The following is a 14395-nucleotide window of genomic DNA, read 5'->3' as shown; positions in this document are numbered from 1 at the left end:
CGTTCTCTGTAATTATGGTACACGCCGGCAATTCGTTAAACCCCCGCTCCAAAACCCAGCGTCCAATGAAGTGCGTGCGTTCGCTGCGTGCCCTTTTCGCCCCGGAAGCGCCCTCGCTCCGGTGAGCCCCCGTCTTTTTCTCCCTGTGAACCCGATCAAACTGATCCGACATCCCCGTGTGGTGAGGTACTATCCTGGAATTTGCGCGGCCGGTTTTCTGGCCGCGTTTTTTGCGCGCCCCTTGTTCGCGCAGAGTTCGGAAGGAGGTACTCCCCCGGGATCGCATGAAAGCGGTTTCCACTACTTCGCGCTCTTCTCCGACCCGAAGTACACGCCGCTCGAAATCTGGTCGCTCCTGGTCGTGCTCGGCATCGCCGTGGCCGGCCTGGTGTATGCCTGGCTGCTCGCGCGCCAGGTGACCAAGGCCGACGCCGGCACGTCGCGCATGCAGGCGATCGCCAACGCCGTCCGCGAGGGCGCCAACGCCTACCTCGGCGCCCAGTTTCGCAAGATCGGGCCGTTGATCGTCGTCATCACGCTGATCCTTTTCGTCACGACCCAGAGCGATGAGGCCGCGTTCAAGTTCGGCCGCGCCGGCGCCTTCCTCGTCGGCTCGCTCTTCAGTTGGGCCGTCGGCTTCGTCGGCATGCGCCTGGCGACCACCGGCAACCTCCGCGTCGCCGCCGCCGCCACCCGCTCCTACGGCGAGGCCATGCAGCTCGGCTACCGCACCGGCACCGTCACCGGCATGCTCACCGACGGCCTCGGCCTCCTCGGCGGCACCCTCATCTTCCTCGCCTACGGCGAACAGGCCTACGAGGCGCTCCTCGGCTTCGGCTTCGGCGGCACCCTCCTCGCACTCTTCATGCGCGTCGGCGGCGGCATCTACACCAAGGCGGCTGACGTCGGCGCCGACCTCGTCGGCAAGATCGAGAAGAACATCCCCGAGGACGATCCGCGCAACGCCGCGACCATCGCCGACAACGTGGGCGACAACGTCGGCGACTGCGCCGGCATGGCGGCCGATATCTTCGAGAGCTACGAGGTCACCATGGTCGCGGCCATGATTCTCGGCCTCGCCACCTTCGGCCACAAGGGCGTCATCTTCCCGCTCCTCGTGCGCGGCATCGGCGTGCTCGGCTCCATCATCAGCACCTACACCGTGAAGGCCGGCGCCAACGACACCTCGGACACCGCCCTCAAGAGCGTGCACCGCGGCTTCTGGATCGGTTCCTTCATCTCCGTCGCCGGCTTCTTCGCCCTCGGCGCCATGTACCTGAAGTTCGACGCGACCTACCTCGGGCTCAACCCGATGGCCAAGGCCGGCTTCCCCGGCGGCGATCCAACCGCCCTGCCGTTCTGGGCCAACTTCGGCCTCGCCAACACCGACCTCCGCCCGGTCATCACCTGCTTCATCGGCGTCATCCTCGCGATCGCCCTGAACAAGGTCACCAGCTACTTCACGCATACGACGCACGCCCCGGTGCGCGGCCTCGCGCGCAGCTGCCAGACCGGCCACGCCACCAACATCATCCAGGGCTTCGCCGTGGGTTATGAGAGCACCGTCGCCACCGTCATGGTGATCGGCGGCGCGATCCTCCTTTCCTTCCTCTGCTACACCGGCACCCCGCCGCTGTTCGTCGCGTACGGCGTCGCCATGACCGGCATCGGCATGCTCACGCTCACCGGCAACACCATCTCCATGGATGTCTTCGGGCCGGTCGCCGACAACGCCAACGGCATCGGCGAAATGGGTTACGACAAGGCCGCCATGGAAAAGCAGGAGAAGGGCTCCTACCAGCGTGCCCGCCAGATTCTCGCCGACCTCGACGCCGTGGGTAACACCACCAAGGCCGAGACCAAGGGCATCGCCATCGGATCCGCCGTCATCGCCGCCGTCTCGCTCTTCTCAAGCTTCATCGCCGTCATCGCCGTCGGCAGCGAGGACAAGATCAGCCAGATGACCACCGAGCAGTACCTCGCCGAAGCCGGCAAACTCACCGTCGCCCACCCGATGGTGTTCATCGGCTTCCTCATCGGCGGCGCCGTGCCGTTCCTGTTCAGCTCGATGCTCATCCGCGCCGTCGGCCGCGCCGCCTTCCTCATCGTGAAGGAATGCCGCGTCCAGTTCCGCGATAAGGAAATCTGGGCCGGCACCAAGAAGCCCGACTACGGCCGCGTCGTCGATATCTGCACCTCCATGGCGCAGAAGGAACTCATCGGCCCCGGCTTCCTCGCCATCCTCACGCCCATCCTCGTGGGCTTCCTCCTCGGCACGCAGGCCCTCGGTGGTTTCCTCGCCGGCATGATCCTCGTCGGCCAGCTCCTCGCCGTCTTCATGGCGAACGCCGGCGGCGCGTGGGACAACGCCAAGAAGCTCATCGAGGACGGCCACCACGGCGGCAAGGGCTCCGAAGCCCACAAGGCCGCCGTCACCGGCGACACCGTCGGCGACCCGCTCAAGGACACCGCCGGTCCCGCCATCAACCCGCTGATCAAGGTCATGAACATGGTCAGCCTCCTCACCCTCGGTCTCGTCATCAAATACAACCTCCTCACCCCGCAGGCCTCCTATGGTCGGCTCGTCGCGGTGCTCGTCTCCCTCATCTGCGCCGGCGCCATCGGCTGGTCGCTGTGGCAGAGCAAGCGCGAGACGAAGGAAATGAAGGAGATGTCCGAGATGGGCGACGGCAAGGACCAGAGCGGTTCCGACGACAAGGACGCCCAGCAGGCGGCCTGACCCACGCTCATCTCTTCGGTTCACCGCCGGCGCCATCCTCGGGTGGCGCCGGCTTTCTTTTGCTTTGCCTCCGCCACGCCATGCATGAGCGTTGCGAGCTTCATGGATTTTGCCCTCGACAACCAGCGCCTGCCGGACGGCATCCCGCCGATCGACTTTCGCGCCCAGCTCAACGACGAGCAGTACGCCGCCGTTACCGCTGAGCCCGGCCCGCTCCTGGTTCTCGCCGGCGCCGGCTCCGGCAAGACCCGCACCCTCACCTACCGCGTCGCCTACCTGCTTTCCCAGGGCGTGCGCCCCGGCGACATCCTCCTGCTCACCTTCACCAACAAGGCCGCGAAGGAGATGCTCCACCGCGTGCAGGAACTCACCGGCGTCGAACCCTCCCGCTTCTGGGGCGGCACCTTTCACAGCATCGGCCACCGCACGCTGCGCATGTACGGCGAGACGATCGGCCTGGGCCGCGGCTTCACCATCCTCGATGCCGATGAGTCCGAGGGCATCCTGCGCGACGCCGTCGAGCAGACCGCCAAGGGCTTCTTCAAGGACAAGACCCACCCGCGCCCCGGCCCGCTCCACGACATCATCTCGATGGCGCGCAACACGCAGGCCTCGTTCAGCGAAACGGTCAGCCGCTTCTTTCCCCAACACGAGGGCATCCTCGACCGCCTCCCCGCGTTCGCCCAGAAATACGCCGAGCGGAAACGCGAGGCCAACGTCGTCGACTACGACGACCTGCTCGAGTTCTGGCTCGACCTCCTGAAGAAGTCCCCGGAGGTCGCCAATTACTTCAGCCAGCGCTTCCGCCACGTGCTCGTCGACGAGTACCAGGACACCAACACGCTCCAGTCCCAGATCGTCGACACCATCGCCTCGCACCACCGGGTGATGGCCGTTGGCGACGACGCCCAGTGCATCTACTCTTGGCGCGGCGCGAACTTCGAAAACATCCTCACCTTCCCCGACCGGCACCCCGGCACCGTCGTCCACCGGATCGAGACCAATTACCGCTCCACGCCGCAGATCCTCGCCCTCGCCAACGGCGTCCTCCTCGCCCAACCCAAGGGCCGTCACTTCGACAAGGAGCTCCGCCCCGCCCGCGCCAACTCCGAGAAGCCCTTCCTCGTCCAGGCGATGGACGGTCGGGAACAGGCGCAATTCATCGTGCAGCGCGTCCGCGGCCTCCTCGACGAGGGCTGCTCGTTGAGCGACATCGCCATCCTTTATCGCGCGCACTTCCAGGCCCTCGACATCCAGCTCGAGCTCGCGCGCCTGCAGATCCCCTACCAGATCACCAGCGGCGTCCGCTTCTTCGAGCAGGCGCACATCCGGGACCTCGTAGCCCTCCTACGCTTCGTGTACAACCCGAGCGATGTCGCGGCCTGGAACCGCATCGCGATCCTGCTGCCCAAGGTCGGCGACAAGAACGCCCAGAAGCTCCACTCCGCCGCCCTCGACCACGCCCGCCTGCTGCAGCAGAACTTCGTCGACGCGCTCAGCAGCGACGACGTCGCCAGCCGCGTGCCGAAGGATGCTCGCGAGGAGTGGCCCAAGTTCGTCGCCTCGCTCCAGCAGGTCAGCGAGATCATGCGCACGATGCGCCCGCACAACGCCGTCGAGACCGCCATCGACGGCTGGTACGGCGACTACCTCCGCGGCGCGTTCTCCAACTACGCCTCGCGCCTCGACGACCTGAAGTCGCTCATCGGCTTCGCCAGCCGCTATGAGGACATGCAGGAGCTGCTCGCCCAGATCATGCTCCTCAACAGCGAGACGAGCGACCGCTCCGCCGATCCCAACGCCGACGCCCTCCGTCTCACGACCGTCCACCAAGCCAAGGGCCTCGAGTACGCCGCCGTGTTCCTCATCGGCCTCGCCGAGGGCATGTTCCCCCTCCGCCGCGCCATCGAGGCCAACGACGTCGAGGAGGAACGCCGCCTCTTCTACGTCGCCGTCACCCGCGCCCGCGACGAGCTCTACCTCTGCTTCCCCAAGCTGAACACGAAGGGCGGCCCCTCCATGCTGCTTTCCCCCAGCCGCTTCCTCCAGGAGCTCCCCCCCGACCTCTACCAGCCCCTCCGCATCAAGCGTAACTACGGCTGGTAACGTCGGCGATCCGGTCTGACCGGGAGTCTTTCTCTTACTCTTCCTCTTTCTCTTACTCTCCAACGCTCCCGCCGCCGGCCTCGAATCCTTCGAGAGAAAGAGAACGAGTAAGAGGAAGAGAACGATCGTGACCTGCGGCTCGGCCCGCCGGCCGTCACCTGGATCAAACTTCTTGCACGAGCGTGCCGTAGCTGCTTTCACCGCCAGCTCCCACACTCCCACATGAAGGTTCTTAAATTCCTCGGCTATGCCGCGGGGACGTTGGCTGCTGCCATCGCCCTCGGCGCCACCGGCATCTACTTCGCGAGCAACGCCAAGCTCTCCCGCCACTTCGCCGTCAACGCCCGTCCGGTGGTCATTCCCTCCTCCCCCGAGGCCATCGCCCGCGGCGAACACCTCGCCCGCACTCGCGGCTGCGTCGACTGCCACGGCGCCAATCTCGCCGGCGCCAAGGTCATGGACGACGGCGCCATGGGCCGGATCCACGGCACCAATCTCACCCGCGGGCGCGGCAGCCGCACCGCCGTCTTCACCGACTCCGACTGGGTTCGCGCCATCCGCCACGGCGTCGCGCCCGACGGCCGCGCGCTCTTCCTCATGCCGTCGGAGGAGTATTCGCATTTCAGCGACGAGGATCTCGGCAGCCTCATCGCCTACCTGAAGACCGTCCCCGCCGTGGACCAGGCGAACGTCCCGCTGGCCTTCGGCCCCGTCACCCGCGCTCTGCTCGCGTTCGGCAAGATGAAGCTCGCCGCCACCACCATCGACCACGCCCGCATCCATCCGGCCACCGTCGCCAAGGCCGTGACCGTCGACTACGGCCGCTACCTGGCCAATGGCTGCACCGGCTGCCACGGCGCCAACTTCTCCGGCGGCAAGATCGAGATCGGGCCGCCCGACTGGCCGCCCGCGCGCAACCTCACTCCCCACCCCACCGGCGACCTCGCCCGCTGGACCGAGGCCGACTTCGTCCGCGCCCTGCGCGAGGCGCGCCGTCCGGACGGCGCCGAGATCAGCCCGGTCATGCCGCGCGCCTTCGCCGGCCTCGACGACATCGAACTCCGCGCGCTCTTCGCCTACTTCCGCAGCCTGCCCCCCGCCGCCACCGGCACCCGCTGACGTCGCCCGCCCCCCCTCGCTCCTGCCTCCGTTCAGGACGCCCCGGCCGGGGACCCCGTTTCAGGAGGGGCAAGACGTGCGCATCCGAGCTTCGACAACGTCGCCCCTCGCCCCCTGAGGAAAACGCGTCCGCGATTTCTTATCGGCGTTTCTTCCCGAACCACGGCTTGTCGGGCTGGGGCGCCGGGCGGCGTCCACCGCAGCCTTGCTGCTGCCGCTGAAATCCTGGATCGCTGCCGGCGATCATCTCCGCCTTCGCGCCGCCGCCGCCCAGCAGCCGGCCGGCAATCTCGTCCAGCCCCAGCCGGTGCAGCGTCGACCGCAGGGGTCCCCGCATCTCCGGCTTATACCAGAAGAAGAAGCTGCGCTGCTCCTGCTTCTCCTCCGGCGTCTTGGCCACGTTCACCGGCTGCTGGTTGTACGGGTGCACGCCCGTCGCGTAGATCTCCGTCGCCACCGTCATCGGCGTCGGCGTGAAATCCTGCACCTGCTCCAGCTTGAACCCGAGTTCCTTCGTCTTCAGCGCCACGTCCGCCATGTCCTCGGGTTTCGAACCCGGGTGCGAGCTGATGAAGTACGGCACGATCTGCATCTGCGGCTTGCCCTGCTTCTCCTTCGCCGCGTCGAACTTCTCCTTGAACTTGTAGAAGTATCCGAAGGACGGCTTGCGCATTACCTTCAGCACGTCGTCGGAGGTGTGTTCAGGCGCCACCTTGAGCCGCCCCGAGACGTGGTGCGCCACGAGTTCGTCGATGAACGTCTCGTGGCTCTGCTTCGCCTGCGGCGAGGCATGGTCGTGCAGGAAGAGATCGTAGCGCAGCCCGCTCGTGACGAAGGCGTGCTTCACGCCCGGCGTCTCGCGCACGGATTTGTAGATGTCGAGCAGGGCGGTGTGATCCGTATCCAGGTTGCGGCATACACTCGGCCAGATGCAGCTCGGCCGCGTGCACTCGTCGCAGATCCACTGCTCCTTGCCCTTCATCCGGTACATGTTCGCCGACGGGCCGCCGAGGTCGGTGATCGTGCCGCGGAAGTCCGGCATCAGTTTGATCGCCTCCACCTCGCGCAGGATGCTCTCCTTGCTCCGGCTCGCGACGAACTTCCCCTGGTGCGCCGAGATCGTGCAGAAGCTGCAGCCGCCAAAGCACCCGCGGTGCATGTTGATCGAGTGCTTGATCATCTCGTACGCCGGAATCGGCCCGCGCTTGCGGTAGCGCGGATGCGGCAGCCGCGTGTACGGCAGGTCGAAACTGGCATCGATCTGCTGCTCGGTCATCGTCGGGAAAGGCGGGTTTACCACCAGCAGCCGGTCGCCGATCAGCTGGAGCAGCCGCCGCGCCTTCACCCGGTTCGACTCGGTTTCGATCTGCTTGAAGTTCGTCGCGTACAGCGTGCGGTCCGCCAGGCACTCCTCGTGCGAGTGCAGCGCGAAATCCTCCCAGTTCTGGTTCTTCGGCGGCACCGCGCCCGGCGCCAGCAGCACCGCCGTCTGCGCAATCGTCTTCAGCGACGAAAACGGCACGCCCTGCTTCAGCAGCCGCAGCAACTCCCGGAGGGGCTGCTCGCCCATCCCGTAAACCAGCATGTCCGCGCCGCTGTCGGCCAGGATGCTCGGCTTGGTCGAGTCGGACCAGTAGTCGTAATGCGTCACCCGCCGCAGGCTCGCCTCGATGCCGCCGATCAGCACGGGAACGTCCGGATACAACTGCTTCAGGATCCGCGTGTAGCCCGTCACCGCATAGTCGGGACGAAAACCGTGCTCGCCGCCCGGCGTGTACGCGTCCTCCGACCGCAGCCGCTTCGCCGCCGTGTAGCGGTTCACCATCGAATCCATGCAACCCGCCGTCACGCCAAAGAACAGCCGGGGCGTTCCGAGCTTCTTGAAATCGCGCAGGTCGTCCCGCCAGTTTGGCTGCGGCACGATTGCGATCCGAAATCCCTCGCGCTCGATCAGCCGTCCCACCACCGCCGTGCCGAAGGCCGGGTGATCCACATAGGCATCCCCGGAAATGAGAATCACATCCACATAATCCCAGCCGCGCGCCTCCAGCTCGTCGCGCGTGGTCGGCAGCCAGCGCGCGGGATCCCAAGTGGTGTCACGCGGCGTGGATTTGGCGGGTGCAGTCGGTGTGGGCATCGGGAACGGCCAGACCGTCAGGGCGAATTTTCCCCGGCGCAAGCCCGCCTAGACCGGATTTCGGAGGCCGGAAGCCTGAAGCCGGAGGCCGGACGTCAGTCAGATCGGAGTCAAACGCAGCCAGGGTTCGGAAGGGGCCAGTTTCCGCCGTCTGGCGTGCCTCCACCTCGATGTCGGACCTTCTGCATTCTTCCTTCACCTTTCGGCATTAGCGCGGCGTAAGCATTCTGCATTCTTCATTCTCAATTCTACATTAGGCCGCTTCGCCAAGCGGCCGCGTTTCAGCAGTTGCGCTGTGTGCTACGTTCCCCTCTTTTCGAAGCTCCTCTTCCCATGTCCACTTCCCCCGTCGAAAACGTCGTGATCGTTGGCACTGGCTGCGCTGGACTCACCGCCGCCATCTATACCGGTCGCGCCAACCTCAAACCCCTGGTCATCGAGGGCTCGCTCCCCGGCGGGCAGCTCACCACGACGAGCGAGGTGGAGAACTTCCCCGGATTTCCCCAGGGCATCGACGGCTTCCAGCTGATGACCAACCTGCGCGAGCAGGCCACGAAGTTCGGCACCCGCTTCGAGCAGGCGTTCGTCACGTCGGTCGATTTCACCGCGATGCCCCGCCGGATCGTCTGCAGCGACCGCACGATCCTCGCCAAGAGCGTCATCATCGCCACGGGCGCCTCCCCGCGCATGACCGGCATCCCCGGCGAAAAGGAGCTCTACGGCGGCAAGGGCGTCACCACCTGCGCAACCTGCGACGGCGCGTTCTACCGCAAGATGGACGTCGCCGTGATCGGCGGCGGCGATAGCGCCGCGGAAGAGGCGCTCTTCCTCACCCGTTTTGCCAGCCGTGTCTACCTGGTGCACCGCCGCGACGCCCTGCGCGCCTCCAAGATCATGGCGGAGCGCGCCACCACCCACGAAAAGATCACCTGCGTCTGGGACAGCGTCCCCGTCGCCGTCGAGGGCGTGGACGCCGGCGCGGTGAGCGGGCTGCGCATCAAGAACGTCAAGACCGGCGTCGAATCGACCCTCGCGGTGAAGGGCGTGTTCGTCGCCATCGGCCACATGCCCAACACCGCCCCGTTCGCCGCCGCCCTGGACGTGGACGAAAACGGCTACTTCAAACCCGCGGCCGGTTCCCAGGTGCGGACCAAGGTCCCGGGCGTGTACGTCGCCGGTGACTGCGCCGATCACGTGTACCGCCAGGCGATCACCGCAGCCGGCATGGGCTGCGCCGCCGCCATCGAGGCCGAGCGCTGGCTCGCCGAACACGGCGCATGACCCCAGCGACCGGGCAGATCACCCCGGTCCGCCTGAGGCCTCCTCCTCATTTCCACGCGGCTGCGCGTGGAATTTACGAATGTTTGCGCGCGGCTCCTGCGGGCGGGCGTGCTAGGAAGATGCCGTCGGCCACGGCAGTCGTCGCCGGCGCTTCATCTCGATGTCACGCAATCAGCAGGATCGCAGTTTTCAGGATTCCCCCATGCCGAAGGGAATGGGCGTACTCGCCCTTCTCCTCCTGGTTTTCGCCGCAGGCGTTCTCCTCATCATCCTGGGGCTCAAATAGCCGCCGCCCCCCGGGCGCACCAAGGCGGCGTGACCGCCTTTCCCTGCTTCATTCCGCTCGGCGCGCGTGCCGGCGTCAGTCCAGTTGGTCCACGTCGTACAACTCGGCCAGCGCCACGCCGGGTTTGTCGTCCGACGGCGAGATGATCGTCGTGTACTGCCCCGGCTCCAACCGCACCAGCATCACCGAATCGGTCGAGTAGTCGGTCAGTCCAAAGGCCCCCACCCGCTGCGCCAGCGACACGATCTGCTGCGCCTGGGCGGAGTACCACCAGTCGTCATTCGTCGCGATCACCGTCTGGGTCCCGTCCTTGTAGCGGTACAAGACCTCCGACGGATTCGCCAAGGCCCGCGTGATCTGCAGCAGCCGCAACGTCGGACCGACGCCGCGCACCAGCACCCGCAGTTGTCCTGCACCGCTCATCACGGCGCCGACAATCATCTGGCGGAGTCCGGTCTCGACGCGGCCGCGCGACGAAATGTTCACCAGCCGCGAACCGCTGCCCGGTTGCACGTCATAGATCTCGATCAACCCGATGCCGTCCTCGTTGGCACTCGTCGCCGCCGGTTCGACCATGACCGTGTAGGCGCCCGGCTCGAGCGTCATCACCAGCGCCGCATCACCGTGCGCCGGATCCGCCGAGGGCTCGGGCATCGGGGCATACACCTGCTTCGCCAACGGGGCCACTTCCGGTCCGGCCCGTTGCCAGTCGCTGTTCTCCGTGACGTAGCGATCCACCCCGTCCACGCGGTGGTACAACGTGATCTTGGGCCGGCCGATTTCACCGGTGACGCCCAAGCGCCGCAAATTCCACCCGGAGCCGAGGATCAAGACCTTCTTGTTCGCGCTGCCGGAAATCACGAAGCCCGCGATGAGCACGTCCTCGCCTTTGGCCACGATGCCGCGGGTCGACAGATTGACGATCTGCGCCGTCCCGGTGCCCTTCGCGACCTTCACCTGCGCGGGTGGCGCGGGAAACGCCAGGACCCCTGCCGTGCTCGTGACGCTTCCGACGCTGTTCACGACCTTCACCGTGTAGGAGCCAAGGTCCGCCGCCGCGGCACTCGCCACGGTGTACGTCCGCGTCGTCGCGCCCGCCAGCGCCGTGCCGTTCTTCATCCATTGATACGTCGGCGCCGGCGTGCCGCTCGCCGTGACCGAGAAGGTGACGCTGGCTCCGGGCATCACCGTCTGGCTTTGCGGATGCGCGGTGATTGTCGGCATCACGTTCACCACGGGATACGCCACGGCGCTGCCCCAGACCGCCACGCCACCCGCGGAAATCGCCGAGAAAGCCCGCACCCACACCTGGTTGTCGTCGTCCCACTGCGGCGTGAACACGCCGCGGTAAGTTGTCCCGCCCAGCACGATCGTCGCAAAGGCGTCGCCGCTGACCGCCCACGTCCCCGTTGCCGCGCCCGTGACGCTGCCATCCGCCTTGAGCGTGATGATCGTCGAGGTCTTCACCGTGGCCGTGATGTCCTTGCCGTGGTTCAACAGCTTGTACTCGCCGGGGACCTGGCTCGGGTCGGTGGTCGTGAGCGTCTCCTGCGCGTAACGGTGCGGCGCCAGGACAAACCAGCCGTCCTCGTTCAGGTACATCTGATGCACGCGCACCTCGTGGGTTTCGCCCCGTCCCACGAACCGGGTGTGGAAAACGATCACGTACTTCCCGCTCTCCGGCTGGCGGTAGCAGGACACGCCGCCCGGCGAAACATAGCCGCGGCTCAGCGTCCCCACCTCGCCCGCCACATGGAGAAACTGCCAGTTCCCCATCAGCTTCACGCCGTACGGCGCGATCGACGTATTGTCGAAGTAGGTCCCCGGCGCGCCTTTCACCTCGGTCAGCACATTGCCCTCGGCATCCACGTACGGCCCATCCGGTGCCCGTGAGCGCCCCATGCGCACGTTGTAGCCACCGTCGGCCGCCAGCCCGCCAAAGGTGAAGAACAGGTAGTAGTATTGGGTCTCGGGGCTGTAGAGGATGTACGGGCCCTCGATCGTGCTGTTGTTCCCGCCAATGAGTTTCTTCCCATAGCCCTGCCCTTCGGGCGGCAGGCCCGTCGCCGGATCCATCGCCATGATGAACAGACCGCCCGAGTACGAACCGTACACCATCCAAAGCTTGCCGGTCGCATCGAAGAACACCGCCGGATCCACGACGTTGGGATGGATCGCGTTGTCGTAGATCCGGCCGTCGGGACTCACCTGGTTCCACATGCCCGAGCGGAGCAGGATCGCCTGGTTCGAGTACGGCCCGGTGATCGCGTTCGCCGTCGCAATGCCCAGCGCGCTTCGCGGCGAGTCGCCCTTGCAGGCGCAGTAGTAGAAGCGGAAGCGCCCATCCGCCAACTTGATCACATCCGGCGCCCAGAAGGTGTTCGTCTCCGCCCAGGTCAGCGCCTCCGCGAACTCGGTCTGCGGATACGGGACCAGCGCGTTGCCCGTCGTCGGCGACGTCGAGATCTGCGTCCAGTTCATCAGGTCGGTCGTACGCGCCGACGCCAGGTGCGAGCCGAAGACGTAGTACGCATCGCCTTCCCGCACCACCGAGGGATCGTGGACGGTCGCGTTGAGCGTGAACGCCGGGGTCGTCGCCTGCGCCGACGCGCCAGCGGCCACTGCCAGCACGCCTGCAGCGGCGAGCAGATGGCGGAGTGACTTCGGATGCGCGAAAGTACGAAAGCTCACGGCAGGGGTGATTCTAGCCGCTGCCGCTCATCGCGCGACCGGCAGCCGCAGGACCGTAAACGACTGCGCCGGCAGGGTAAGCTCGAAGGTCGGCGCGTCCGGCCTAAACTCGAAAGTCCGCGGCTCGACCCGCTGCGGCTGGCCAAAGGTGTTTACCGCGTCCAGCGACTCCGCCTGCAGCACGGTTCGCATCCCGCGCCCCACCCGCGCCGCTCCCGCCAGGGCTACGGTGGTCGTCGACGCCTTCGTCGTCGCATTCACCAGCTTCAGGATCACCTCGCCCGTCGCGGCCTCGAAGGTCGACGAAGCATAGAACCGGGTGGATTCCTCCTTGCTCGGCTCGCTGATCTGCACGGGCAGCACGCGGTCGCCCCGGTTCACCGCGAACATGCGCTGCACATGGTAGTTCGGCGTGAGCACCACCCGCAGGCCATCCACCCAGATCAGGTCCGGTGTCCACTGCCACGCCTCCGCATTTGAGAAGAGGGGCGCGTACGAGGCGATGCGCACGACGTCGGCATTGCGCTCCATCCCCGTCATGAAGGCCGCCTCCGCCAACGCGCACTCAAAGGTGTTGCGATTTTTCACACTCACCATCTCGACGCTCTGCGCCGCGTACTCGCCCATGAAGACCTTCGGGCCTTTGCGGTCGTACGTGTCGTAGCGGTTCGCGCTGTCGAAGAACCACGCCGGCGGCGCGTAGCAGTGCTCGTCAATGATGTCCGCCTTCATCCCCGGCAGCCTGGCCCACGCCAGCTTGAAGCGCTCGTCGGCCGGGAGCGGGCCGGCGGCCGCGATCAACTGCACCTCCGGGTACTTCGCCTTCAGGGCCGCCGCGAATTTCGCGAACCGCTCGAGGTAAGCCTCCCCCCATTGCTCGTTGCCCACGCCGAGCATCTTCACGCCAAAGGGCTTCGGGTGTCCCAGCGCCGCGCGTTTCGCGCCCCACGTGCTGCCCACCGGGCCGTTGGCGAACTCGATCAGGTCCAGCGCGTCCTGGATGTACGCGTCTAGCTCCTCCGGCCGGCAGAGCTCGCCCGAGTTGAACTGGCACGCCATGCCGCAATTCAGGATCGGCATCGGCTCGGCCCCGATGTCCTCGCAGAGCTGGAAGTACTCCAGAAAACCAAGCCCGAAGGTCTGGTAGTAGTCCGGCGTGGGCCGGTGCAGGAACTCGTAGTTCCAGCGGTTGATCAGCAGGGGCCGCTCCTCGATCGGCCCGAGCGTCTGCTTCCACTGGTAACGCTTCGACAGATCGCTGCCCTCGACGATACAGCCGCCCGGGAAACGCAGGAAACCCGGCCGGAGATCGGCCAGCGCCTGCACCATGTCCGCCCGCAATCCGCCCGTCCTGCCCTTCCAGGTCTCGGCCGGGAAGAGCGAAACAAAATCCACATCGACCACGCCTTTCGCCGGCAGCAGCAGCGCGAGCCGCGCATCCGGATCCGTGGCATTGGGCCGCAGCGTCGCGGTCACCTTGCCCCAGTCCACCGGGAGTGTCTTCAACTCCACCGTCTCCAGCACGGCCCCGTCCCCGCCATAGAGCTGCACCCGCAGCGGCGTGTCGCCCCCGGCCCGCCGCGCCCGGAGGCTGAGCTGGTACGCCTCGCCTTTGCGCACCGCCATGCCGCGAAAGCCTTCATTGGAGAGCCCAAACGGGGCGGTCCCTTCGGACGCCAGTCGCACATAGTGCGGGTTCTTCGCGTTGAAGGGCGCGTCGGTCCGCACCGTCAGTTCACCCCGTGCGAGCGAAGGGCTCAGCTTGGTCCAGCCCATCAGCGGCTCGGGAAACTCGAAACCCCGGTTCTTCACCAACTCCGCGTACAGGCCGCCATCCGCCCCGAAGTTGATGTCCTCGAAGAAGACGCCCCACATCGCCGGGTTCAAATCCGCACCTGGCCGATCCACGGCCACGCTGACTTTGGCGGCACGGGCCGACCCGAGGCTTGCCACAAACAGGAGGCCCAGCACGAGGACGCGGGAGAAGGAGGTCATGTTGGTAATGCGCCATTCGGGGGCCGAAATCCGACAGCCC

Annotated in this window: 7 protein-coding genes; 4 read left to right on the top strand and 3 right to left on the bottom strand. The window is 66.4% G+C overall.

Annotated elements, in window-relative coordinates; translation table 11 throughout:
• Positions 1-145 precede the first annotated feature (145 nt).
• The 3 genes from DB354_RS18435 (at position 146) to DB354_RS18425 (ending at position 5965) form a co-directional block, all read left to right on the top strand.
• On the top strand, positions 146-2740 hold the full coding sequence (locus DB354_RS18435) for a sodium-translocating pyrophosphatase (protein ID WP_107837120.1): 2595 nt from the start codon (positions 146-148) through the stop codon (positions 2738-2740).
• An 84-nt stretch (positions 2741-2824) separates the two neighbouring features.
• Positions 2825-4846, top strand: coding sequence for an ATP-dependent helicase (locus tag DB354_RS18430; protein WP_233256696.1), 2022 nt, complete (start codon positions 2825-2827; stop codon positions 4844-4846).
• 222 nt (positions 4847-5068) lie between these two features.
• The gene (locus tag DB354_RS18425) at positions 5069-5965 is read left to right on the top strand and encodes a c-type cytochrome (protein ID WP_107837119.1); all 897 of its coding nucleotides are present in this window, start codon (positions 5069-5071) and stop codon (positions 5963-5965) included.
• 139 nt (positions 5966-6104) lie between these two features.
• Here DB354_RS18425 and DB354_RS18420 read toward each other — a convergent pair whose 3' ends face one another.
• Positions 6105-8102, bottom strand: coding sequence for a YgiQ family radical SAM protein (locus DB354_RS18420; RefSeq protein WP_107837751.1), 1998 nt, complete (start codon positions 8100-8102; stop codon positions 6105-6107).
• Between the two features lie 333 nt (positions 8103-8435).
• Here DB354_RS18420 and trxB point away from each other — a divergent pair, with 333 nt between their 5' ends.
• Entirely contained in the window at positions 8436-9383 is a 948-nt protein-coding gene (gene trxB / locus DB354_RS18415; protein ID WP_107837118.1) for a thioredoxin-disulfide reductase, read from the top strand.
• A gap of 361 nt (positions 9384-9744) precedes the next feature.
• On the opposite strand, the gene DB354_RS18410 is transcribed toward trxB, so the two are convergent.
• A complete protein-coding gene (locus DB354_RS18410; protein WP_107837117.1) occupies positions 9745-12360 on the bottom strand; it encodes a family 43 glycosylhydrolase in 2616 nt (871 codons plus the stop codon).
• A 27-nt stretch (positions 12361-12387) separates the two neighbouring features.
• Positions 12388-14355 (bottom strand): alpha-L-arabinofuranosidase C-terminal domain-containing protein, encoded by a 1968-nt coding sequence (locus DB354_RS18405; RefSeq protein ID WP_107837116.1) that lies wholly within the window; start codon positions 14353-14355, stop codon positions 12388-12390.
• Between the last annotated feature and the right edge of the window lie 40 nt (positions 14356-14395).

The sequence above is a fragment of the Opitutus sp. ER46 genome, from assembly GCF_003054705.1.
Taxonomy (GTDB): Bacteria; Verrucomicrobiota; Verrucomicrobiia; order Opitutales; family Opitutaceae; genus ER46.
This window is presented reverse-complemented; position numbering and strand designations above follow the sequence as displayed.